Source organism: Pseudomonas sp. 910_21 (assembly GCF_052850735.1).
In genome coordinates this window covers 58,864-80,023 of the sequence record NZ_VXCY01000011.1, presented here as the reverse complement: position 1 = coordinate 80,023, position 21,160 = coordinate 58,864, and the positions used below count along the sequence as shown (strand labels likewise).

At 58.5% G+C, this 21,160-nt stretch carries 23 protein-coding genes; 10 read left to right on the top strand and 13 right to left on the bottom strand.

Annotated elements, in window-relative coordinates; translation table 11 throughout:
* Nucleotides 1-10 precede the first annotated feature (10 nt).
* From FW796_RS28700 to FW796_RS28690, 3 genes are all read right to left on the bottom strand, one after another.
* Nucleotides 11-1,828, bottom strand: a complete 1,818-nt coding sequence (locus FW796_RS28700) for a DUF2341 domain-containing protein (protein WP_446440481.1) — start codon at nt 1,826-1,828, stop codon at nt 11-13.
* 20 nt (nt 1,829-1,848) lie between these two features.
* A complete protein-coding gene (locus tag FW796_RS28695) occupies nt 1,849-3,483 on the bottom strand; it encodes a ShlB/FhaC/HecB family hemolysin secretion/activation protein (RefSeq protein ID WP_446440527.1) in 1,635 nt (544 codons plus the stop codon).
* 74 nt (nt 3,484-3,557) lie between these two features.
* A complete protein-coding gene (locus tag FW796_RS28690; RefSeq protein ID WP_041118040.1) occupies nt 3,558-4,160 on the bottom strand; it encodes a transposase in 603 nt (200 codons plus the stop codon).
* Between the two features lie 967 nt (nt 4,161-5,127).
* Here FW796_RS28690 and FW796_RS28685 point away from each other — a divergent pair.
* Nucleotides 5,128-5,391 (top strand): short-chain dehydrogenase, encoded by a 264-nt coding sequence (locus FW796_RS28685; protein ID WP_110653309.1) that lies wholly within the window; start codon nt 5,128-5,130, stop codon nt 5,389-5,391.
* A 253-nt stretch (nt 5,392-5,644) separates the two neighbouring features.
* On the opposite strand, the gene FW796_RS28680 is transcribed toward FW796_RS28685, so the two are convergent.
* The 3 genes from FW796_RS28680 to FW796_RS28670 all read right to left on the bottom strand — a co-directional run bounded on the left by FW796_RS28680 (nt 5,645) and on the right by FW796_RS28670 (nt 8,100).
* Complete coding sequence (locus FW796_RS28680; protein ID WP_446440480.1) at nt 5,645-7,036, bottom strand: IS1182 family transposase; 1,392 nt, start codon at nt 7,034-7,036, stop codon at nt 5,645-5,647.
* 17 nt (nt 7,037-7,053) lie between these two features.
* Nucleotides 7,054-7,515: a GNAT family N-acetyltransferase gene (locus tag FW796_RS28675; RefSeq protein WP_250330869.1), complete on the bottom strand. Its 462-nt coding sequence runs from the start codon at nt 7,513-7,515 to the stop codon at nt 7,054-7,056.
* A 189-nt stretch (nt 7,516-7,704) separates the two neighbouring features.
* The gene (locus FW796_RS28670) at nt 7,705-8,100 is read right to left on the bottom strand and encodes a cupin domain-containing protein (RefSeq protein WP_446440479.1); all 396 of its coding nucleotides are present in this window, start codon (nt 8,098-8,100) and stop codon (nt 7,705-7,707) included.
* A gap of 100 nt (nt 8,101-8,200) precedes the next feature.
* Here FW796_RS28670 and FW796_RS28665 point away from each other — a divergent pair, with 100 nt between their 5' ends.
* Entirely contained in the window at nt 8,201-8,812 is a 612-nt protein-coding gene (locus FW796_RS28665; RefSeq protein ID WP_446440478.1) for a TetR/AcrR family transcriptional regulator, read from the top strand.
* Here the strand turns inward: FW796_RS28665 and FW796_RS28660 are convergent.
* Entirely contained in the window at nt 8,809-9,387 is a 579-nt protein-coding gene (locus tag FW796_RS28660) for a TetR/AcrR family transcriptional regulator (RefSeq protein WP_446440477.1), read from the bottom strand. The genes FW796_RS28665 and FW796_RS28660 overlap by 4 nt on opposite strands.
* Nucleotides 9,388-9,559: 172 nt before the next feature.
* Here FW796_RS28660 and FW796_RS28655 point away from each other — a divergent pair, with 172 nt between their 5' ends.
* From FW796_RS28655 to FW796_RS28630, 6 genes are all read left to right on the top strand, one after another.
* On the top strand, nt 9,560-10,357 hold the full coding sequence (locus FW796_RS28655) for a crotonase/enoyl-CoA hydratase family protein (RefSeq protein ID WP_446440476.1): 798 nt from the start codon (nt 9,560-9,562) through the stop codon (nt 10,355-10,357).
* Between the two features lie 116 nt (nt 10,358-10,473).
* Nucleotides 10,474-12,162: an AMP-binding protein gene (locus tag FW796_RS28650; protein ID WP_446440475.1), complete on the top strand. Its 1,689-nt coding sequence runs from the start codon at nt 10,474-10,476 to the stop codon at nt 12,160-12,162.
* A complete protein-coding gene (locus FW796_RS28645) occupies nt 12,159-13,082 on the top strand; it encodes an alpha/beta hydrolase family protein (RefSeq protein ID WP_446440474.1) in 924 nt (307 codons plus the stop codon). The genes FW796_RS28650 and FW796_RS28645 overlap by 4 nt, the downstream gene beginning before the upstream one ends.
* Nucleotides 13,079-13,813 (top strand): nitroreductase family protein, encoded by a 735-nt coding sequence (locus FW796_RS28640; protein ID WP_446440473.1) that lies wholly within the window; start codon nt 13,079-13,081, stop codon nt 13,811-13,813. Before FW796_RS28645 ends, FW796_RS28640 begins: the two co-directional genes overlap by 4 nt.
* Before the next feature lie 36 nt (nt 13,814-13,849).
* Entirely contained in the window at nt 13,850-14,683 is an 834-nt protein-coding gene (locus tag FW796_RS28635) for an enoyl-CoA hydratase/isomerase family protein (RefSeq protein WP_446440472.1), read from the top strand.
* Nucleotides 14,684-14,694: 11 nt separating this feature from the next.
* Nucleotides 14,695-15,132, top strand: a complete 438-nt coding sequence (locus FW796_RS28630; protein ID WP_446440471.1) for a hypothetical protein — start codon at nt 14,695-14,697, stop codon at nt 15,130-15,132.
* Between the two features lie 413 nt (nt 15,133-15,545).
* On the opposite strand, the gene FW796_RS28625 is transcribed toward FW796_RS28630, so the two are convergent.
* Together FW796_RS28625 and FW796_RS28620 are read right to left on the bottom strand one after the other, a co-directional pair.
* Complete coding sequence (locus tag FW796_RS28625; RefSeq protein ID WP_110653312.1) at nt 15,546-15,923, bottom strand: hypothetical protein; 378 nt, start codon at nt 15,921-15,923, stop codon at nt 15,546-15,548.
* A 24-nt stretch (nt 15,924-15,947) separates the two neighbouring features.
* The gene (locus FW796_RS28620) at nt 15,948-16,511 is read right to left on the bottom strand and encodes a hypothetical protein (RefSeq protein WP_446440470.1); all 564 of its coding nucleotides are present in this window, start codon (nt 16,509-16,511) and stop codon (nt 15,948-15,950) included.
* Nucleotides 16,512-17,298: 787 nt separating this feature from the next.
* Between FW796_RS28620 and FW796_RS28615 the strand changes: the two genes are divergently transcribed.
* Nucleotides 17,299-17,712: a hypothetical protein gene (locus FW796_RS28615; RefSeq protein WP_346634260.1), complete on the top strand. Its 414-nt coding sequence runs from the start codon at nt 17,299-17,301 to the stop codon at nt 17,710-17,712.
* A gap of 146 nt (nt 17,713-17,858) precedes the next feature.
* On the opposite strand, the gene FW796_RS28610 is transcribed toward FW796_RS28615, so the two are convergent.
* From FW796_RS28610 to FW796_RS28595, 4 genes are all read right to left on the bottom strand, one after another.
* Complete coding sequence (locus FW796_RS28610) at nt 17,859-19,160, bottom strand: amidase (protein WP_346634259.1); 1,302 nt, start codon at nt 19,158-19,160, stop codon at nt 17,859-17,861.
* 317 nt (nt 19,161-19,477) lie between these two features.
* A complete protein-coding gene (locus FW796_RS28605; protein ID WP_446440469.1) occupies nt 19,478-20,074 on the bottom strand; it encodes a hypothetical protein in 597 nt (198 codons plus the stop codon).
* Between the two features lie 77 nt (nt 20,075-20,151).
* Nucleotides 20,152-20,574: a hypothetical protein gene (locus FW796_RS28600; RefSeq protein WP_446440468.1), complete on the bottom strand. Its 423-nt coding sequence runs from the start codon at nt 20,572-20,574 to the stop codon at nt 20,152-20,154.
* A 2-nt stretch (nt 20,575-20,576) separates the two neighbouring features.
* Entirely contained in the window at nt 20,577-20,708 is a 132-nt protein-coding gene (locus tag FW796_RS28595; RefSeq protein WP_446440467.1) for a hypothetical protein, read from the bottom strand.
* On the opposite strand from FW796_RS28595, the gene FW796_RS28590 reads away from it, so the two are divergent.
* Nucleotides 20,707-21,159: a DUF6896 domain-containing protein gene (locus FW796_RS28590; RefSeq protein ID WP_446440466.1), complete on the top strand. Its 453-nt coding sequence runs from the start codon at nt 20,707-20,709 to the stop codon at nt 21,157-21,159. The genes FW796_RS28595 and FW796_RS28590 overlap by 2 nt on opposite strands.
* Nucleotide 21,160: the final 1 nt, after the last annotated feature.

Below are 21,160 nucleotides of genomic sequence, written 5' to 3'. Positions count from 1 at the left end.
GCAGTTCTCCTCAGGCCGGAACCGACGCGTTGCTGTGACTGACCCGCCAGTGGGCGTTCTCGCTGTGCTGGCTCTCGCCGTGCAGCTCCGCCAGCCGGGTGATGAATTCGTCGACGAACACCCGCATGTCGGCGCCGACTTCCTTGTTGCGGGTGATCAGGCGGTTGTAGCCAAACAGCGCCGGGATCGCGACGAACAGGCCCATGGCGGTGGCCAGCAAGGCCGCGGCCATGCCCGGGGCGATGGCGTTGATGTTGACGTCACCGGCCATGGCGGTGCCGAGGAACACCACCATGATCCCCAGCACCGTGCCCAACAGACCGATGTAGGGGCCGCCGGCGATGGCGTTGGACAGGGTCGAGAGCTTGGCGCTCAGCTGCTGGTTTTCCCGGGTGCGCACGCCGTCCATGGAGCAGCGGATGGCCTCGATGGTGGCCGCCGACACCGACGAGGTATCAGCGCCCTGCTCGCGGCGGGTGCGGATCTCCTTTACCGCCACCAGGTACAGGCGCCACAACGAAGAGTGCTCCAGGCGACTGGCCAGGACCTGGTCGTCGGCGAACATTTCCAGGCGGGTGCCGACCTTGGCGAACTGCTCGCGGAACAGCGCATTGGCAGCGCTGACCCGGCTGACCATGCGGTTCTTGCGCAGCATGATCACCCAGGACTGGATCATCATTCCCACCAGCACCAGGATGATCACCCAGGCATCCACCGGCACCGCCTTGAGCAGGAAACCCAGGCTGCCGAAACCGAAGCCCGACTGCTCTTCATCCACGCCATAGGCCACCAGCTTCGACTCGGCGCCCTGGGCGCTGGCATCGGCCAGGATCAGCGCCGCCGAACGCGCCACCTTGGACAGGCGCAGTTCGTCCAGGGCCCCAGTGAACGGCAGGAAGTGGCTGGCCTCGGCCCCAGCGGCTGCGGGCAAGTCGGCACCGATGGCCAACGGCGAATTGAAGGTGGGAATGGCCTGGGCCAGGCTCGCGGTTTCGCGGCCATTGACGTACAGCGCGAGTCGGCTGCCCTCGCCGCTCAGGGCCAGATGCTGCCATTGCCCCGGGTTCAGCGGCTGGGTGGAGGCGGCGCGCTGGCCGTCCACTTCCACGAAGGGCATGCCCTGGTTGATGCCAACCAGCAGGCTGCCGGCGCCTTCGCGACGGGCCAGCAGCAGCTGTTCGCCACTGGCCTGGTCCAGGCGTACCCAGGCGCTGAAGGTAAAAGCGTCGCCGGCGTTGTGCTGCAACGACGGGCTGGCCGGCAGCAGCAGCGGCTGGCCGCTGAACTGCAAGGCGCGGCCGATGACCCCGTCAATGCTGGCGCCGGTGGCGTTCTGCGCGGTGTTGCCGTAGGCGGTGGTGTCCTTGGCCGGGGTGCCGTTGCTGCCGTCAAAGTGATAGATCGCGGTGTAGCTGGGGTCGAAGGTCAGCTGGCCATTGGCGGTGCTCGGGGCCTTCTGGTTGCCGTAGTACATCCAGATGTCCTGACGCTGGCCGCCTTCGACCTTGGGCACATCGACCCAGATCAGCGCCATGCCCATCAGCGGGTCGAAGCTTTCGATCTGGTGGTTGAGCAGGGTCTTGTCATCGGCGGCGACAAAGCGCAGGTCGGCGCCGTCTTCCTTGACCCCGTCGAAGGTGAAGTTGCCGGTGTGCAGGCGCACCAGCAGCGCGGTGCGGCCCAGGGCTTCATTGATGGCGGCGCCCTGCGGGGTGGTGTCCACGCTGATCTGTTTGCGGTAATGCCAGTCGTCCTGCCACCAGGCATGGGCCGTGGCCGGGAGCACGAAGCCCAGGCAGATCAACAGGCTCAGAAATAAGCGTTGCATGTGAAGGGTCTCCGTAAAAGTCAGAACGTCGCTTGCACACTGAAGTGCAGGCGCGGGTCGTATTTCTGGGTGTTGGGGCCGTCTTTGAGCGGGTAGCCCCAGTCCAGGCTGCCGGACAGCCATTTGCTCAAACTGGCGCGGGTGCCCAGGCCGACGCTGGCCAGGCTGTACTGGTCCTCCTGCTCGGGCAGCGGCTCGTGCAGGGACAGGTGCGCGCCTTCGGCAAAGGCGTAGAAACGCCACTCCTGCACGTAGCTGCCGAGGAACTTGGCCAGGGATGGCGTGCGCAGCTCCTGGGAGAACAGATAGCCCTCATCCCCGGTGCGCTCGGCGGCCAGATAGCCGCGCACCGAGGTGGCGCCGCCGGCCGAATACTGCTCGTTGGACACCAGGGGCCCCGAGGCCAGCTGGAAGGCGGTCTTGGACGCCGACTGCCAATCGTTGGCGAAGGTGTAGGTGAAATTCAGGTCGCCCTTGAGCACCGAGAAACTGGCGCTGGCTTCGTCGCGCTTGTAGTGGAACTCCTGGGCGTCGCTGCCGTAGCCGAAGAAGCGCCGGGTGCCGATGATCAGGTTCAGGCCCAGGCCCAGCTGGGATTTTTCGCTGTAGCGATAGCCGTTGTAGCCAAAGGTCATGGGGGCGTACTTCAGCGGAATCTGGTCGCTGCTGCGGCCAAAGCGCATCTCTTCCTCGAAGTCCTTGAAGTCCACCCCCACCGACAGCGAGTTGGCCCAGCTACCCGCGGCGGGCAAGGTGTAGATCGCCGACACCCCGTAGGAGTGGCCCTTGCCCAGCACGTTGCTGCCACCGATGGTGGCGATGTTGCTGTCGGACTGGTAACCGGAGAACTGCAAGGCCCAGCGCTCGCTCAAAGGCGCGCTGTAGGAACCGGACCAGACCTTGGCGTTGTCGGTGTCCTGGGGCGCGGTGAAATAGGTCAGGGAAATGCTGTGGCCCAGCTGCCAGAGGTTGTCGTAGCCGACATTGACCACACTGCGCAGTTTTTCGGTGTCGGCGCTGTAGTCGTTGTTCAGGCCGACACTGGCGTGCCAGGGGTTCTGGTCTTCCACTTGCAGGTCCACGTCCATGGTCCCCGGGCGCTGGCCTTCACGCACCAACGGCATGACCTGGCGCCCGGCGCCGCGGTTGAGCCCGGCTAGCTGGGTCTGCACCGTGGCAAAGTCAGGCACCTGGCCTTCTTTCAGCGCCGGCACCTGATCGCGGATCTCCACCGGCGAGTAATGCTTGGCGCCCACCACCCGCACCCGACCGACCTTGGTTTCACTGACCTGCAGGTAGACGATGCCGTCCTCGACCTTCTGCTCCGGCAGCTCGACGAACACCGACTGGTAGCCGCGTTCCTGATAGACCTTCTGCAGCGCATCCCGAGCGCCTTCGATATCGGCCAGGGCCTTCTGCGGCCCGAGGAACGGGTACACCGCCTCCTCGATGGCCCGGGCATCGAGCACGGTATTGCCGCGCACGAAGTATTCATTGACGTCCACCAACCGCGCCGCAGCCGTGGCCTCGACCGGGACCGCCTCGCCCTCCTCGGCCTGCACCGCCGGCGCCAGTGCCGCCAGCGTCAACCAGCCGCACAACGGCCACCAGCGCCCGCCACTGCCGGGTCGCCCTGATTTGCCCAGATGCTCCACACCGCCCCCTAGAAGTCTGAAAATTGGCGCGCGCACGCGCAATGCCGTCGCCGTCTGCACAGCGTTTGGCCGATTCAATTGCTGGTGATCGAGGTGTTTTCGTGGCGCGCCAGCCAGGTGTGCAGCAGCGCGAAGTTCAGCGAGAACTCGGGCATTTGCAGCAAGGCACCGCAGAACACCTCACCGATGATTTTCTGGATCAACTGCACCGCCCGCGGGTTGTTCAACAGCGTGGCGATGTCGCGACTGAGGACACTGAAGCTCCAGACCTTCTGGTTCAGATCGAGACCGACGAACCAACGGAACAACAGGTTGTAACTGAGCTGTTCATACAGCTGCTGTTCACTGGGCACCGAATACAGCAACTGCAGCAACAGAATGTGCATCACCGTACGCGGCGCGATCAGCATGCCGGGCTCGGCATTGAGGCCCTGGAGCAGATCGCGGTGCTGATCCAGCAACTCATCGATCTGCGGACGCAGCAGCACCAGCGAATGCCCCGGCGGGATATAGCTGGACACCTCCTTCAAGGCGCCCTGCCAATCATCCTGGGACACGATCCAGACCCACGGCGCGCCATAGCGATAGACCGACACCGGCTTCTTGCGCGCCGCCTCGACAATCTTCGACAGCCGTTGATCCAGCTCCTGCATGCCCACTTTCGAGTAGCGTTCCATAGTCCCCATAGCCTCACTCCCGGCGTCCCGCCTCGGCTTAAAAAAGTGGCCTTGCGGCCCCCTCAAGCGCGTTACATACCCAAGACGTGCGTGGCCATGTGCTACCGAACTTTTGTCATAAAAGCTTCATTCACAAAGGCCAGCGAAAGGTGGAACAACGACATACAGGAACCTCGTAGGAGCTGGCTTGCCGGCGAAAACCGCCGCCAGTGCAACGCTGAACTGTCTTTATTCCGCGCACGACCAGACTGCCCTCTTCGCCGGCAAGCCGGCTCCTACGAGAGGGAATTGTTGTGCTGGAGAAGGCATTAAAAATGCGCCACCCGGACGGGCGCGCCGTTAGCCGTGGCTTTGGCTTTGGCTCTGGCTCTGGCTCTGGCTTTTGATCTTCAAGCCCCTTCCCAGCCGGCCGAGCGTAGGCGTTGCGTAGGGGGCAGCTCGGCAAGGATGCCGAGCTGCCCCCTACGCAACGCCGGAGAGAGGGAACCCCGAGCCTTAGCGAGGGGCCCATGGAGGGGCAAGCCCTTTTGGTTCCTTTTGTGGCGTTTGACAAAAGGGACTCGCCGTAAGGGCGAAACCGCCAGCCGCCGCACCCGCAGCAACGGATATGTACCCACCCCCCCCAGAAAAACTGGCCGGCTCGCAGGCCGCCAAGTCCCCCTCCGCAATCCTACAAAACTTGCAGACGCGTCTGACTTGTCCCCCCAAGACCCAACATCCATAGTCCCCACTCGCCCTAATGGCGACCGGGTTTGGCGACCTGGCAACTCACCCACAGGCACTTCCGCTTGCAAGCTTTGCCGAGGACCCTTTATGTTCACGGCGATCTTTCATGGCGGCTGTACGCGGGAGATCCTCGGATCTGCCGATTATTGTGGGATGAGTCGGCTCGCCAACCCGCGTATAGCTGCCACCTATTCGACTGGCGACGACAGGACAGCTCCCTTACCCACAAGCGGAGGTTCCCATGACTCAGCAATACATCCCCATCACCGGCATCGACTGCCTGATCCCCTGCCTCTTTATCGACAAGACCGCACCATTGGACGTGCTGCATGCCAACGGCACCGCACGTTTACTGGCGGTCACTCAACTGCTGGAAAGCCTCTCCCGCGCAGAGCTGAAGAGTGCTGACGACACCGATCTGCAACATATCTCCAACGCAGCGGCGATTCTGCTGCGTGACAGTTGCGACCTGTTGGGAGTGATGGGCTGGCGTCTGCAAGCATGATGCGTGGCGCTCCGCGCTGCTGAGCAGTGCGGAGTGTTTCAAATGGGGTCTTGGATTTTTCAGGGGGAAAAGTCTTTTAAAAGTGGCTGCAATCGGCCCAGAGTGTGTAAAAACGCCGAATTGGGTTTTCTCTGTCGACGCTAAGAGGCCCTGCTCACGTTTCACTTACTGATCATGGCCATGACGTTTCCTGGAACAGTTAAACGGCTCAGCAACCCCTAAGTCCTTTGGAAGGGATAAAAAATACAGGTTTTTACGCCGTTAACGCGCTCATCAAGCCAGTGGTGCCGATGATTTTCATGACCCGTTTCAGATTGTAGGCGAGCACATTCAGGCTCATCTCTGCACTCACCCCGTTAAACTTTCGGGTCAGGAAGTGTGTCGCGCCCATCCATTGCTTGAGCGTCCCGAAGGGATGCTCAACTGTCCGTTTTCGGATCCGCATCATTTCCGGCGCGTTGCGCAACCGGTTCTGCATTTCCTCCAGTACTGCTTCATGCTCCCAGCGTCGAACCCGCCGCTCAGTGCTCGGTGTGCACTGCGGTTTCATTGCACAGCCCCGGCATTTCGAACTCCAATAACGGTGCAGCTTCAGGCCTTTTTCAACATTGGTGTAGCGCCAAATGAGCGCTTCTCCAGCCGGGCAAATGTATTCGTTTTTCGCTGTGTCATAGATGAAGGCATCGTTATTGAAACGCCCGTCAGCCTTGGCTCCAGAGGTCATCGGCTTGGGCACATAGGCGGTGATGTTGGCCTCGTGACAAGCCAGGATTTCTTCGCTTTTGAAGTAACCTCGGTCAGCCACTACCGACAGCGTTTCTGACGCCATCGCTTCGCGGGCCTGCTTGGCCATCGAGCTGAGTTGATCACGATCGGAACCGACGTTGGTCACCTCATGCGCAACGATCAAATGGTGCTGCGTATCGACCGCTGTCTGGACGCTGTAACCGACGATACCGGTGCCGCGCGTCATCATGGAACGGGCGTCTGGATCGGTCAGTGAAACCTGTTTATCCGGCGATTCGTTGAGCTGGACTTCAATCGCTTGAAGCTCTTTCATTTGCGTTTTCAGCTTGGCGATTTTCTCTTCCAGCCGCACGGCTTTTGGCTCAGAGGATGTGGGTTCTTGCCGATCGGCAGTATCGAGCGCCGTCAGGTAACGGTTGATGCCCGATTCAATTTCTTCCATTCGCCGCTTCAGTTTGGCGCTGGTGAAGTTGCGGTCGCGGTTGTTGACCGCCTTGAACTTGCTGCCGTCGATGGCGACCAGACTCTCTCCAAATAATCCCAACTGCTGACACAGCACAACGAACTGGCGGCAGACGCCCCGGATGGCCTTACTGTTGTCTTTTCGGAAGTTGGCAATGGTCTTGAAATCGGGCATCAAGCGACCAGTCAGCCACATCAACTCGACATTGCGCTGGGCTTCTCGCTCAAGACGCCGGCTCGACTGAATGCGGTTGAGATAGCCGTAGATGTAAATTTTCAGCAGGATCGCAGGGTGGTAAGCAGGCCGGCCTGTGTCAGCTGGAATAACACCGTCAAAACCCAAGGTAACCAGGTCGAGTTCGTCGACGAAGACATCGAGGCTTTCGGGAAGCAAGGTGCTCTGGCCGCGATGTTCACCTTGGATGAAGCGCTTCATAAGTGATTTCGCCCTGATTACGTGACATCTACTAATGACTTCACATGAGTAGCAAAATCATCTTGTATCTGTTGGAACCCGCAGCGAATGTAAAATGCGGCTCCCTCTGGTGTATCCGTGGATAGGCGCACGACAATGAATCGCTGAGCCGCATATTCCAGAAGCTGCTGCACCAGAGCTTTACCCACATTCTGGCCCCTTGATGCACGCGCGACGTAAACCCTCCGTAGTCTCCCGATGTCCGGCCCAGCATATGGATCATATGAAAGACCACCGATGGCGATCAGTTGCCCGTTGCGGAAGGCTCCAAAAAGACATTCACCTGGTTGATCGAATCGATTAGACCCGTTTTTCCAATCTGCAACCAAGCGCGTGAGAAACCTAAAACCATCTGTAACTGCCTCCGCTTCTAGTACTAGGATTTCCGGAGGAAGCGCTGAAATCTGACGTATCGCCAGCTCGCCCGTTGATGTAACCACTAGATATCCCCCCGTGTTTGCTTTGGCACCCTGCCTGACTCATCTGCGCGGACAACACTGCGATCTTCAAGATTAACTCTCGGAAGCGTTTTTACACACTCTGGGCCAGAAGCGGACGTCTTAAGTTCGGAAACCAAACTCTTACCCTATCCGGTAGTAAACATTATCGGACATCGCTTAACGCAGTCGTCACTCAACAGCCCCACTCGTCACCACGGTGAATTTGCGGCTGAAGGCCAAAACCTCACAGATGGCGGTGTGTCCTGCCGGTATCGAAACGCCGTCCCCTGCCTTCATTTCAAAACGCTCGCCGGTATCCATAGTGATGGCGATGTGGCCCTCAATCAGTACGAAAGCTTCGTCATTGTCGAAGCGCCAGTGAAACTTCCCTGGTTGCGAGGTAAAGAACGCCACAGCTTTGTATGGGGTCTTTACGCCTACGGTTCTCAACAACTTCATCTGCGTATCGGGGTTACCCTCAATCAGGTCATCGCCTAGCGGGTAGGCAAGCCATCCCTCAGGCGCATTCAGCGATGCCAACGAGACAGAATCAATCGGGTTCGGCAGTTGGGGACGTGCAGTCATCTTTGTAACCTCGGGGCTTTTTAGGTGGATACGCGACTATGTCAAGTGGCATAGTCGTTCCTGAGGCTACATCAAAATATGACAGGTGGCATAGTTTTTCATGAGCACTTCTACACGTGACCGAATGATTGTCGGTGCCGCAGATCTTTTAAGACGCAAGGGCATGACCGCCACAAGCATGCGAGAAGTGGTGCGCCACTCGAATACGCCTCGCGGCTCCATTGCGCACCACTTTCCTGGTGGTAAGCGGCAGCTACTTGAAGCCGCGATAGAACATGCAGGCCGAGAGGTTAGTGAGCCGTTGGCGCTGTTACTGGCAAAACATGGCCCAGTCAAAGGCATGCAGCACTTCGTAGGATTATGGAGGGCGACGCTGGAAGAAACAAATTTCGAGGCTGGCTGCGCGGTGCTGGCGGTGGCTGTCGAGCACTACGCGTCCGACCAGCGAAGTGAGTCTGAAGGCGAACTGGAGGCGCAAATCCAGTCTCAGCTGTTGGACCAGGCCAATGGCATCTTTATCGAATGGCAGGAGATCGTTGCTCACTCACTTCGGGATGCAGGCTTACCATCAGCACGCTCACGTAGCCTAGCGTTGCTGGCGATTGCCTCGATCGAGGGCTCCGTTGCGCTGTGCCGTGCAGCCCGCAGTGCAGAGCCGCTTGACCTAATCTGGACAGAGCTCAAACACAGTTTTGAGCAGGCGTTGCTCTAAGCAACAACAGCCCTCGCAGGCTGCAGTTGCTGCACTCCCCGCTCAATTACCGCATCGATGTAACTGGGGTCGTTGTAGATGCGCGCGAGCAAGATCGAGCCTTCGAAATCGGCCACCAGTTGTCTGGCCATACGCTGCGCGTTTTCCTGGTCATACGTTGCGCTGTATAGCACCGTAAAGGCTTTGACCCAGTCATCCAGGAATTTGCGAATCGGCTCCATCAGCTCCACTTTGCCGTAGGTCGCGTCGATCGCCACAACCCCCATCAGGCACCCAATCGAGTCGTCCTGAAAAAGCTTCTTGGCCTTGCGCCCCATACTGCTCAGCCGCTCATGCACCTCCAGGCTTTCGTCAAAGGCAATGGAAAACAGTGCCTGCTGAAGACGCTCGTGTGTCCACGCCAACACATCCCTCAGGAGCGATTCCTTGTTCGGGTAGTGATGGTAGAACGACGCCTTGGTAAGCCCACACGCAGACGACAACGCATCCATCGTAGTGCCGTGGTAGCCGAGACGCTTGAAGGTGTTAGCGCAACGTTGCAGTAACTCGTCGCGCGGGATTTTCAGTGGACGCACGGACTACTCCTGAGCTCAATCATGCGCATTGATTCTATGTCATAAGCCATGGCATCTCAATTTGACGGTTACCGAATGTTTGTTTAGTTTCACCAAACCGAACGAACGGTAAGTAACTGCGACCCACCTGGTATTCCAGGCGCAGTCCTAACAACGCCAAGAGAATTTCACTATGAGCGAAGCCAACAGCGGTCCAGGTCGTGTCACCCGTGAGCAGCGTGGTCACCTGTTTCTGATCGGCCTTGATCGTGCCGGAAAACGTAATGCCTTCGACAGCGCCATGCTCACCGACTTTGCATTGGCTGTCGGCGAGTTTGAACGTAACGATGAGGCGCGCTGCGCGGTCGTATTTGCCCATGGTGATCACTTCACCGCTGGCTTGGATTTGATGGAGCTGAGTCCAAAACTGGCCTCAGGTGGTTTCAAGTACCCAGAAGAAGGCATCGACCCCTGGGGCGTATCCAAGCCCCGACGCACCAAGCCAGTAGTCCTTGCCGTGCAAGGAACTTGCTGGACCGCCGGTATCGAGTTGGTACTCAACGCCGACATTGCGATTGCTGCCTGCAACACTCGCTTCGCCCACCTGGAAGTGCTGCGCGGCATTCCGCCGTCCGGTGGTTCCACTGTTCGCTTCACTCAGGCGGCGGGCTGGACCAACGCCATGCGTTACATGCTGACCGGTGAAGAGTTTGGCGCGGAAGAAGCCTTGGCTATGCGCTTGCTAACGGAGGTTGTCGAGCCCGGCCAGGAACTGGCTCGTGCCATCCAGTACGCGGAGCGCATCGCGAAAGCAGCGCCGCTCGCTATCAAGGCCACGCTGCAATCTGCTTTCCAAGCACGCGACGAAGGCGACGACGCTGCCCTCTCGCAACTTAACGAACTGCTGTTCTCACTCATCAAGACTGAAGACGTTCGTGAAGGTGTGATGGCGATGATGCAAAAACGCGAACCTGCTTTTAAAGGCCGTTGATATCGGCGAGGCAGCCCCGGGGATATTGCGAGTACCCAGCCCCGCTGCTGCCTCTCGATAACTGTTGCAGGCAACGAAGCTGCATCCATCTTCAATACGCTGTAGAGGGAACAGGGATGAATGGCTCGAATACCGAGAGCGTCCAGCTGAAGCTGGTCAGTTCCTCTCAGGATGGTACAAAGCTCCCCAATCTCGGAGTAAGCACCCTCGACGAACTGCTGCACCACAGCGCCGCCAGAGTGCCGAATGCCACAGCACTTTCCGCTCTCGGTCAGAACATCAGCTACGCAAAGCTTCAGGACCTAAGCGCGGCAGTAGCAACCTGGTTGATCAACCAAGGGCTGCAACCGGGAGCACGTGTCGCGGTGGCGTTGCCAAATATGCTCGCGCACCCCATTGCCTGCCTGGGGATCATTCGCGCTGGGCTTACGGCCGTTTGTGTCAATCCGCTGTATACCGCGCAAGAGCTGTCTCAAGTCTTTAGAGACAGCGAGATCAAAGCGGTCTTCCTATTTGCCCCCATGAGCGAGAGCGTGCAGCACGCCATGCGCGAGGCTGGTATCAGCCTTGCTGTGTGCGTACAACCGGGCGATCAACTCGGCTGGCGCCGCCTGTTGGTTAACTGGATAGCTCGCCGCCGTACTGGTGTTGTGACGTCGCAGGTCGAAGGCGCGGTTGCCTGGAAAAACCTGGTGAACACGCCCGCTATAGACTTTGCAAAACGTCCTGCGATCACGCCTGAGCAGACTGCCTTGATGATCTATAGCGGCGGTACGACCGGGCAACCGAAGGGTGTCCCGATCAGCCACAGGGCAATGCTGTACAACATTGCCCAACAACAGGTGGCGCTGCGCTCGCACCTTAGTAAGGTGCCCGAGCCAGACTACCAATTGCTGCTTGCCGTGCCCCTTTATCACATCCTCGGGCTTGGCAATTTGCTGTTCACGTTGAGCCGGGGAGGCAAGGCTATTCTGGTGATGAACCCACGCGATACCGTGGCCTTCGTCAAGGAATGGTCCAGGCATCAAGTGAGCAGCTTCCCTGCCGTCAATACGCTGTACAACACCCTACTCGACAGCCCCGCGTTCCGTGATCTGGACTTCCGCAAACTGGTTGTCTGCTTAGGCGCCGGCATGCCTGTAAGCCAGACGACCGCTGAACGCTGGCATCAGACCACGGGCTGTCATCTCACCGAAGCCTACGGAATGACAGAAACCGGTTTGATCAGCTGCAACTTGGTGGGCGAGTCCCGGCCTGGCTCGGTGGGTATTCCTGTCGCCGGAATTGAAATCTCGTTGCGCGATGACGATGGCCGTCCGGTCACCATTGGCGACGGAGAGATCTGCGTACGCAGTCCGGCCATCATGGCTGGCTATTGGCGGCGGCCGGAAGACAACCTCAGCGCGTTTACAGAAGACGGTTTTTTCCGTACCGGTGATATCGGTCTGTTTGACCACGATGGCTATTTGCGCCTGGTCGATCGCAAGAAAGAAATGATCATTTCCTCGGGGTTCAAGGTGTTCCCTTCGGAGATCGAGCGAATCCTCAACGCTCACCCTGGGGTGCTGGAATCAGCAGTGGTCCCAGCCCCTGACGACAAGGCGGGCGAAGTACCTATTGCCTATGTCGTCGCACGCCACGCCCATCTCGATGAAGCACACGTACTCGCTCACTGCGCGGCGCACCTAGTCAGCTATAAACGCCCGCGCCGGGTGATCTTTCGTGCCGCGTTACCCAAAAGCAACGTAGGCAAAATTCTTCGCAAAGAGCTGATAGCCACTGCACAGCTGGAACCCTCTGTATGAACACACGTAAGTCCGCCATGAACCTTTCAAAGATCGCCCCCTTTTTACTGCAGGCCGACGACGGTTTCCGTTTGGCCGCCACCCTTTACGCCGCGCAAGGCACGTTGCAGGGCAACCTGGTCATGGCCGGCGCCACCGGTGTGCAGCAGCGCTTCTACCGGCGTTTTGCCCTTTACGCAGCCACCCAGGGCTTCAATGTATTGACGCTGGATTATCGGGGTGTCGGTGAGTCCGCGCCGAAGACGCTCAAAGGTTTTGAGATGTCTTACCTGGACTGGGGCCTGCGAGACCTCGCCGCAGCGGTCGACTTTATCGACGACGGCACGACTCCGATCTACTGGATGGGGCACTCCTTTGGCGGCCATGCGCTGGGCCTGCTGCCCAACCACCACAAAATCACTGCCGCTTACTGCTTCGGCACTGGCGCTGGTTGGGCTGGCTGGATGCCCAGACTCGAGGCCTTCAAGGTGCGCCTCTTGTGGACGTGCATCCTGCCCCTGATCGTCAGGTGGAAAGGCTACATGGCCTGGAGTGTGTTGGGCATGGGCGATGACCTGCCCCTGGGCGTCTACAAAGATTGGAAACGTTGGTGCGCACACCCCCACTATTTTTTTGATGACCCAACCATGACGGCCATTGCCGGGCGTTACGCGCAGGTACGCGTGCCTTGCGTATTCGCCAACGCAGTGGATGACAGCTGGGCGCCGCCGATATCGCGAGACGCCTTTATCAAGGGTTATAGCGCTGCGCAGCTACAGACCCTCGACCTTGCGCCAGCGTCGCAAAAACACCCCATCGGCCACATGGGCTACTTCCGCGCTTCGGCCACCGCCATGTGGGATGGGGCATTGAACTGGCTGGTCAGCCATCGCAATGCCGCCGCAACAAATCGTCGTTCAGGGACCGAGGGCGGACAATGAGCGTTGGCTCTATTGCCCTACCGATGGCCGAGACCAGCGAGCTGTTTCGCACGCTGGTGGAAAGTCGCCGAGCCGTACGCCGTTTCACTGCCGACGAGGTGCCCGAGGACGTCATTCGGGCGTGCCTGGAGCTTGCCGTATTGGCACCTAGCTCCTGCAATCTGCAGCCCTGGTCATTTCAGGTGGTGCGCGACCCGGCCTTGCTGCAGAAATTGCACCCCGTCTGCTTAGGCCAGAGCGCCGCCAAGGCGCCGCTGATCGTAGTTGTACTGGCTCGAACCGGCACGTGGAAACAGGCCTGCGCCGACGTGCTGCAGTTTTGGCCGGAGCCCGCTGTGCCGCCGGCCGTCGAACGCTTTTACACAGGCCCCGCCCTGTTCCAATACAACCAGGGTTGGCTGGGGTGGCGAGGACTACTAAAGCGCCCACTGCTCTGGCTAATAGGGCTTCGGCGCGCCGTCATGCGTGCTCCAAGCAGTCCTCAACAGATGCGCCTGTGGGCGGTGAAGTCGACGGCATTGGCGGCGCAGAATCTGATGCTGGCTTTCCAAAGCCATGGCTACAGCACGTGCCCCATGGAGGGTTTTGACGAGCAGCGGCTAAAACGCGTGCTGCCCATTCCCAACGATGCAATTCCGATCATGCTCCTGGCGGTTGGCCTGCCGGCTGAGCGCGCCGTCTACAACCCGCGTTTACGCTTTCCCCTGGAACACAGTGTGTCGTGGCACTAAACCGCTGCAAATAACAATAACAAGAGGGTCACCGTCATGCCGTTCACTCAAATCGACTACGAAATACAGGGCCCGATAAGGGTCATTCGCTTCAACCGACCGGACAAGCGCAACTGCATTGGGCCAACCACGCACCTCGAACTGATTGAAGCCTGGACTCGGTTTCGCGATGACCCTGATGCACTCGTTGCGATTATTACCGGGGCAGGTGACAAAGCCTTCTGTGCTGGCGGTGACCTGGAAGCAGGCTTTGATCTGGTGCCCTCCACTGCCGAGGAAATCGCAGCCCACAATCGTGGCGAACACCCTGGCATTCTCGGCCCGAGCCGCTGGACCGACATCTACAAACCGGTGATCGCAGCGGTCAACGGTGCCGCGTATGCCGGAGGGCTGGAATGGGCCTGCTTTGCGGACATGCGTATTGCCGAAGAGCACGCTTCGTTCGGCGTCACCTGTCGGCGCTGGAACATCGGTTTGGCCGATGGTGGCAGTCAGCGTCTGCCACGCATTGTCGGTATGGCGCGGGCCATGGAGCTGATCCTTACCGGCAAAGTCATCTCGGCGTCCGAGGCACTCGCCATCGGCCTGGCAAATGAAGTGGTACCCAAGGGCCGCTCGCTGGCACGTGCCATGGAGCTGGCCCAGTTTCTCTGCACCCTCCCCCAACCGGCCATGCGCTCCGACAAGGAAGCTGCCGTACGCGGTTACGGTCAACCGCTGGCCGAAGGTTTGCGCATCGAAGCGGAGTGTTTCAACCGCTCCATTCATCAGCCGGAAACCCGCGAAGGCCTGCGCCGCTTTCTCGAACGTGATCACCCCGATCGCTCTGCCGACACGCTCGCCAAAACACCTGGCCTGATCAGAGACTGAGGAGAACCACCATGCGCTTTGACCTTTTGCTGCAACTGCATCTTTACGCCGTAGCCTTCTGGCTGGGCGTGGTTTCCGTTGAGTTCCTGCTTGAACAAAGCCGCGCACAGAGCCGCAGCCAAGGCTTCACTGTTGCCAAGTTGCACCGCCAGATCGATCTGTTTTTCGAGACACCCGCGTTCAGCGTGGCCCTAGTAACCGGCCTTCTGCTTATCGAGCCTTCCCGCTTCGACGGTATTTACGCGTTGAAGGTGGTGGCGGGCTGCTTGGCCGTGCTTGGCAACTTCATGTGCCTTGTACCCGTTCTTAGGCGCAGTGCGGCGGCAGACAAGGACGATCTATCCGATGTAATCCGCCAATCCAGACTGATCGACATCATTTCGGTGACAGCCATCCCTGCGGGCCTGCTTGCACTTGGTTGCGGGGTTTATCTAGCGCTACAACGCTAAGTTTTCCCCAGCTCCCCGCCAGCGCTGGGCTGTTCACCCTGGTATGAGCGTGCCCTCATACCTCTTTTTAGCCGCCGCTTAGGCGGCTCTTTTTTGCCGATTCTTTCCTAAAGGCTATGTCTGCTTTTGGCCGCTTCCTGCCCTTCGTGAAGCGCAGCTTTGGGAGACTCTATACGACAACCCAGAACTCCAATCATGCACCCTCGTTGGCTCAGTTTTTGTAGAGCCCCTACTCCTCTACAAGAAGGAACTCTGCAATTGCAAAGCGTTACGAGTTCTCGGATGAGACCTGGTACAGGGTTGCCGATCTCTTCGAACCCCAAAGTGGGCCATGCACGCGCCCGTAGCGCAGGTCGACGACCACTGTCTTGATGCGCCTGTTCGTGGAATCTGTCCTCGCCAGTGGCCCATTCCTACCCTGCCGGCCCCATCTCGACCGCTACACAACGCCCTTTAGTTCGCACCTTCTCCACCAGTCGCGCTCTGTTGACGAACACATTGATTTCGCAACTGCCTGAGTGCTGCACGTCTTCCCAGTATTCTGCGTGCACAAGTTGCCCGTTCTGCGGCCCCGTGTAAGTACCCGCGGCTTCACGTGAAACATAGCTACTGTCACGTACATATCTGAGCACGACCATATCTTCCTCCGGCGCCACCATGATCTGCCTTGGCACGCCGAAGAAGTCGATCAGTTCGCCCACCGGGCGATCTTTCCAGGCACTGCTGGCCGACAATGATGCGCAGCCACTGAGCAAGGTGGCGAGCAGGGCCAACATAAACAATCGGTTCATAAGGTCTTCTCCCTGAAGGCCAGGTTACTTGGCAGACATCTGCGCGAACCCTTCATCTATCTTCTGCATGACGGCCGCCTTGGCCGCCTCGCGATTCAATATCTCGAAGAACTGCGGCCCAGCCTTGCTCATTTGCGACGCGGACATCACACCCAAGTGCTCCATCTTCTTGGCCTGGCGTTCAGTCGGCTTACAGACAAAGTCACGGCTTTGCACCAGCCAGGCGTCAGGTTTGCTCTGCCATTGGCTGGAATACTTCGCATTGCGAAATTCATTGAACACGCTGTGGAAATCCGCCGCATCCATGATGCGCACGCGGTTCTTCGCACAATCGATTTCGACATCGTAAGAGGTGAAGTTGGGTTTACCGGGCTCTTCGTAAAGTTGATAGACACCCAATGATTTCGCGCCACCTGGACGATTGATGATGTGAGTGGGGTCGCCGTCTGCGATGAACACCTGATTCTTGCCCAAGGCACCCTGATAGTGAACGACCCAGAAGTCGCCCTTCAGCACTTCGCTCGCCTGGGCAGCGAGGGCACTACACAGTAATGCGGCAGGCAAGAGATGCCTTGTAAAAGCGATCATGGGGCCGGTCCTTTGCCGTTATTTTTGAAGGCAATAGCTTGGCACCCTGAACATGTAGCAAAGGGCTATCTAGCACATCCGTCCTATGTCTTTGACGAGAACAGCGGTCGCAAGCCCCCCATGGAGCAAGCCAGCGGAACCCTCGCTGCGCCGCCAGGTGGGCCATTGCGTTGGCCATGGTGGCCGAGGAACGTCCGCAAGTGGCCGCGAGCATTTTCGCGGACAAAAACAAGCGAAGTACAATCTGCCAGACCGTCTTACTTTTTAAATTCCACCCTATACATGTTCCAGGTACTCCAAGAGAACCTCTCCGCCGATGTAAGGGCCGTCATCACTGCAATCCATTGCCGGCTCGTCAAAATCAATCCATACACAGGTAATAATCCTGTCTTTTCCAGCCATAGTTCGTTGAGTGCTAGAGAGCTCCACTTCACCACCCAAGGCTTCCTTCACATATTCTGGGGGTAACGAAACCACTCCAACCCCGCCATTCGGCCACCACACGTGGGGCTTAACTTTTACCCTGTCACCGTCATTGAATTTCATTTATTTTCGGCCATGCTACCGACTTCAATTTGCCATTTGACGTTTGGTTAAGGGACGGGCTTTAACCCATCTCGGTGAGCGAAGTGAACAACTTGAACCCGTTGTCAAAGGCTCAACTTCGCCCGGCAAGTACAACACAAAAACCGCCCTCCGACTCGGCTAACCGCGTCGCCGTGCCAACAACACTGCCATCTCATCCCGGCCCGTTCACCCGCCCTCCATCAAGAGATCAAGCCACCCTATGCACTGTCACAACTTCCTCCTGGGCCATATCGAAGTCGAAGTGCAGGGACGCGCCTACGATCTGCATAACTTCTACAACGCCGAGGCTATCCGACACGACGTCCTGAAAGGCTCGCTGACACTGACCTTCAACCGTCTGCAGCAAGACTGGGTGCCCGTCGAAGAGGCACGCCAGATCATTCTCAGCTTCAGTCAACTGAGCTACTTCTGCGCCGATGCCAGGGAGATGAACGCCTTCGAGAGCGACCTGGGCTGCGTGCATGCCATAGGCGTGGTGGAAGCCGGCGCCGCCACCGAGACCTTCTACCTCACGGACCACTTTCCTGCGGATCATCATCTGGTGATTGAATTCACCTCGGGCCTGATCCTGCGTTTGCGGGCGCAAGAGGCGCAGTGCGCCTTATTTTTCTAGCTGATGGGCTGCTTTTGTGGAGCGATAGCAGCCAACCAAATGGATCTTTTTCAGGTGCTTTTGGCCGTGATATGAAGCGGCTCATGTATTAAAAATAAACCTGCGTGCATTTTCGGCTCAGGTTTTTGCCAATGACCGGTGGCGATTCAAAGCGTGAATGGGAGCTCTTTCTCAACTGCTACTGCTGCAGCCAAAGCAACATGCTCGTGCCAAGGTCGCGCGACGATCTGCACCCCCACCGGCAAACCCGTATCGCTAGTACCGGCACGAATTACCACGCTGGGCCAACCTGCCAAACTGTAGGGCAACGTGTGACTGAACAGGGTAGGCCGTGCCTCTCCCACGCACGGCGCCGGTGCGGCGTCGACAGGACAGAGAATGATGTCGTAGCCCTCCATGAACCCCAGCATTGCACTGCGAAATTGATCCCAGTCTGCCAACAACTGTACTAACTCCGCCCCGGAGCCTTTGCTCATGGCCCAATAGCGTTCGGTAATGGCTCTGGAATTGGCCAATGCCTCCGGGAACGCCGAAGAGAGCACGGCACCTGCCTCCTTCAATATCTCGGCCACCGACTGCAGAGTCGTCTGCGTGATGTCGTCAACAGGTGCAATGCCGCCCTCGCCGTACCAAGCCACTCGCAATCCGCGTAGTTCGACAGTACTCATGGCGCAGAGCGGCATCGGTATCACGCCGGCGTCCCGACCGTCCTCACCGGCGATCAATTGCAGCACCAAAGCCAGATCCTCGACATGTCGGGCCATTGGGCCAATCTGGCTGCGGTAGTCGCTGAGCCCGCCAAGATGATCGAATACACCGGTGTTGGGTACACGGCCACTGGTGGGTTTCAACGTACTAATACCGCAAAAATGCGCAGGCACACGCAAGCTACCGCCGGAATCACTGCCTAATCCCAATGGTGAAAGGCCGGCGGCGATCGCCGCAGCTTCGCCACCGCTGCTGCCTCCTGGGCTGTGGGATAGAGAATGCGGATTACGCGTAGCACCATATACGGGGTTATCAGTGACGCCCCCGCCGCCCCCGGGTGGGCAATTGCTTTTGCCAAGCAAGATCGCGCCGGCAGCTTTCATTCGCCTAACCACTACAGCGTCCTGCTCGGGTACGTATCGAGCCCGATCGACCAAGCCGACTGCTGACACCACACCGCGAGTATCCATAACATCTTTAACGGTGAAGGGGACGCCATGCAGCGCTCCCCAATACTCACCTTGGGCAACTGCACGATCGGCCTCCCAGGCGCGTGCCAACGCAGCCTCGCCACATACCTGCACCAAGGCGTTGAGTGATGGGTTAAGCGCTTCGATACGTGCTAGGTAGGTGGACACAATGGATGTGGAAGAGAGCTCGCGCCGTTGAATCAATCTGGCAAGTTCAGAAGCTGAATGACGTAGTAATGAATACGGTAAAGGCAATTGTGTTTGCTCCAATAAATTTACATGCCTATAGCATCATGGCAGCGCGTAATTTCGGGCGAGGGGGGGGCAAAGTCCGCCAATGACCGCTCCTGGCCGAAAGCGATTAGCCCCCAAACGACAAAGCACCGACACAGCTGAATCCAGACGGGTAACTGCCAGGGCCACAGACACTTAGGTAAGGCTCCGACCAGGGATAGAGTATTGGCTCTCTCCGTCTATCTAGAAGCCTCTCAACTGGCATTGGTCGAGCAACGCCCGTTTACGCAGCCAAACGCCCTTTCAGCGAAGATCGCTGGCCTGGCCTCAGCTTTCGATAGCGCCATATCGCCCTACCCCAACTGCAAAAAGAACCGACCAATCCCCGCGCCTGTCCTCTCTGAAAAGTCCTCATCCAGAAACAGATACCCCATGCCATCCGAAAGCACGCCTTTGTGCTCAGGCAGCGCTACATCCAGATCGCCCCCATATATAGAAACCCTTCTACGCCCTGCCCCCGCTAAAACAGGCGACTGCAGCCAAGCGTCCACGCCATCCAACTTCGAGGCCAGGTTCTCATCATCATCGGCGTCGCAGTTCACCTCCAGCCGCACCGTCCCGCGATCTGAAATCGGCTGAACAGCCTCATCCCGCTCGGAACCGGCGCGCACATAGCCCATGACAACCGCTTCCGAGCGTCCCTGGACGGCACGCAACTTTCGATAGTGGCCGACCTCGCCCGGCAAGTACGGCACAAAAACCGAAACCCAATAATTCCTATCGAGCAAGGCCTCTGAAAACCAACGTCCAGGAAAGGCCATCAGATGTGTCAGCGGCACTCCATCAGGCGAACAGGGCCAGGCCAGATCCGTGGGCAGGCAGGCCCCGCCACCAGCATATGCATCATCTTTTGCTGGCGCTTCACCGGTAAATATCAGCTCGTCAAACATCCGTATCTTTCCAATCAGTCATGGGTTGCAGCGTTCGTGAACAGTCTCTGGCCAATACTTGGGTCAAGACTTCACCCCTACATCGCACGTCCACAATCCACCATCAGTTCTTCCAGAAAGGGCCGCAACTGCTCCTCCTCCATCAACCCCAACACTTGCCCGGCAGCCTCCCGCAGCGACTGCCACTGCCCGTGTTCGAAGATCCCCCGGTCGCCACAATGAAGGGCCGCCTCGAACAAGCCATTGCATTGCTCCCAGAGGTTTTGCACTCCAGCCCGGACGTCAGCCGGTAAGGCACTCGCGCAGGTTGCCAGCAGCGCCTGCAACGGCAACATCGCCATGGACCAAGCCTCACAGGCGGCGCAATCGGGAATGCTGGCCTGCTGAGCGCCGGCATCCAATGCCAGGAAGCCTAGGGCATCGATCGCCTCGCCCACCGCCAGCACCCGCTTGTACTCATCCTGCCCGTACCACTCCCAGACAGTGGTGGAAAAACCCATGTTCAAGCTCCAACATTCATCCAGGCGAATATACCGGCATCAAAGTCTTTGCGCGCATCAAGCGCACTCGCACCTTGTATCGCGCCGCAATCTCTGAAATCTTCTGCCCCCTTGATCACGATGCCAATCCCCATGAACCCGCACCTCGCCCATCTTGTTTCCGACTACCAAACCAGCATCCGCACGGCTGTCGAACTGATGCAGCAATCCGCCATTCCCCTCCCTGTCAGCAACGCCGATTGGGTGGGAACCGATATCCCGCAACAAGGAGAGCTGGCAGGCGGCATCCGTTACTTCAAGCACGGCTATGGCTGCGCCGTTCACCTGCCAACGGCAACGGTGAGCTTTGACTTTGGTGAGCAGGGCGAAATCGACGGCGTAACCCTATCGAGGCTGGCCGGCTTTGCCGAGAACAGGCTCGTGGAATACGGTTTTACGGATGAGGATGAACTAAAGCAGTGCTTCGACCATGAAGTGGCAGCAGGCTCGCTGGTGTATTCGGGCTATATCCTCTTCTACGTCGCAACCGTTAAACCCCAAGCGCGCACGCTCGAAGATAACGACAGTCTTTCACCACCCGAATAAC

Excerpts from the sequence above, each read along its gene's own strand:
- FW796_RS28645 (WP_446440474.1), top strand. The coding sequence starts at position 12,159 with ATGAACACACGTAAGTCCGCCATGAACCTTTCAAAGATCGCCCCCTTT.
- FW796_RS28680 (WP_446440480.1), bottom strand. The coding sequence starts at position 7,036 with ATGAAGCGCTTCATCCAAGGTGAACATCGCGGCCAGAGCACCTTGCTT.
- FW796_RS28595 (WP_446440467.1), bottom strand. The coding sequence starts at position 20,708 with ATGGGGATTGGCATCGTGATCAAGGGGGCAGAAGATTTCAGAGATTGC.
- FW796_RS28605 (WP_446440469.1), bottom strand. The coding sequence starts at position 20,074 with ATGTTTGACGAGCTGATATTTACCGGTGAAGCGCCAGCAAAAGATGAT.
- FW796_RS28640 (WP_446440473.1), top strand. The coding sequence starts at position 13,079 with ATGAGCGTTGGCTCTATTGCCCTACCGATGGCCGAGACCAGCGAGCTG.
- FW796_RS28620 (WP_446440470.1), bottom strand. The coding sequence starts at position 16,511 with ATGATCGCTTTTACAAGGCATCTCTTGCCTGCCGCATTACTGTGTAGT.
- FW796_RS28670 (WP_446440479.1), bottom strand. The coding sequence starts at position 8,100 with ATGACTGCACGTCCCCAACTGCCGAACCCGATTGATTCTGTCTCGTTG.
- FW796_RS28655 (WP_446440476.1), top strand. The coding sequence starts at position 9,560 with ATGAGCGAAGCCAACAGCGGTCCAGGTCGTGTCACCCGTGAGCAGCGT.
- FW796_RS28635 (WP_446440472.1), top strand. The coding sequence starts at position 13,850 with ATGCCGTTCACTCAAATCGACTACGAAATACAGGGCCCGATAAGGGTC.
- FW796_RS28665 (WP_446440478.1), top strand. The coding sequence starts at position 8,201 with ATGAGCACTTCTACACGTGACCGAATGATTGTCGGTGCCGCAGATCTT.
- FW796_RS28685 (WP_110653309.1), top strand. The coding sequence starts at position 5,128 with ATGACTCAGCAATACATCCCCATCACCGGCATCGACTGCCTGATCCCC.
- FW796_RS28700 (WP_446440481.1), bottom strand. The coding sequence starts at position 1,828 with ATGCAACGCTTATTTCTGAGCCTGTTGATCTGCCTGGGCTTCGTGCTC.
- FW796_RS28690 (WP_041118040.1), bottom strand. The coding sequence starts at position 4,160 with ATGGAACGCTACTCGAAAGTGGGCATGCAGGAGCTGGATCAACGGCTG.
- FW796_RS28625 (WP_110653312.1), bottom strand. The coding sequence starts at position 15,923 with ATGAACCGATTGTTTATGTTGGCCCTGCTCGCCACCTTGCTCAGTGGC.
- FW796_RS28590 (WP_446440466.1), top strand. The coding sequence starts at position 20,707 with ATGAACCCGCACCTCGCCCATCTTGTTTCCGACTACCAAACCAGCATC.
- FW796_RS28650 (WP_446440475.1), top strand. The coding sequence starts at position 10,474 with ATGAATGGCTCGAATACCGAGAGCGTCCAGCTGAAGCTGGTCAGTTCC.
- FW796_RS28600 (WP_446440468.1), bottom strand. The coding sequence starts at position 20,574 with ATGGGTTTTTCCACCACTGTCTGGGAGTGGTACGGGCAGGATGAGTAC.
- FW796_RS28630 (WP_446440471.1), top strand. The coding sequence starts at position 14,695 with ATGCGCTTTGACCTTTTGCTGCAACTGCATCTTTACGCCGTAGCCTTC.
- FW796_RS28615 (WP_346634260.1), top strand. The coding sequence starts at position 17,299 with ATGCACTGTCACAACTTCCTCCTGGGCCATATCGAAGTCGAAGTGCAG.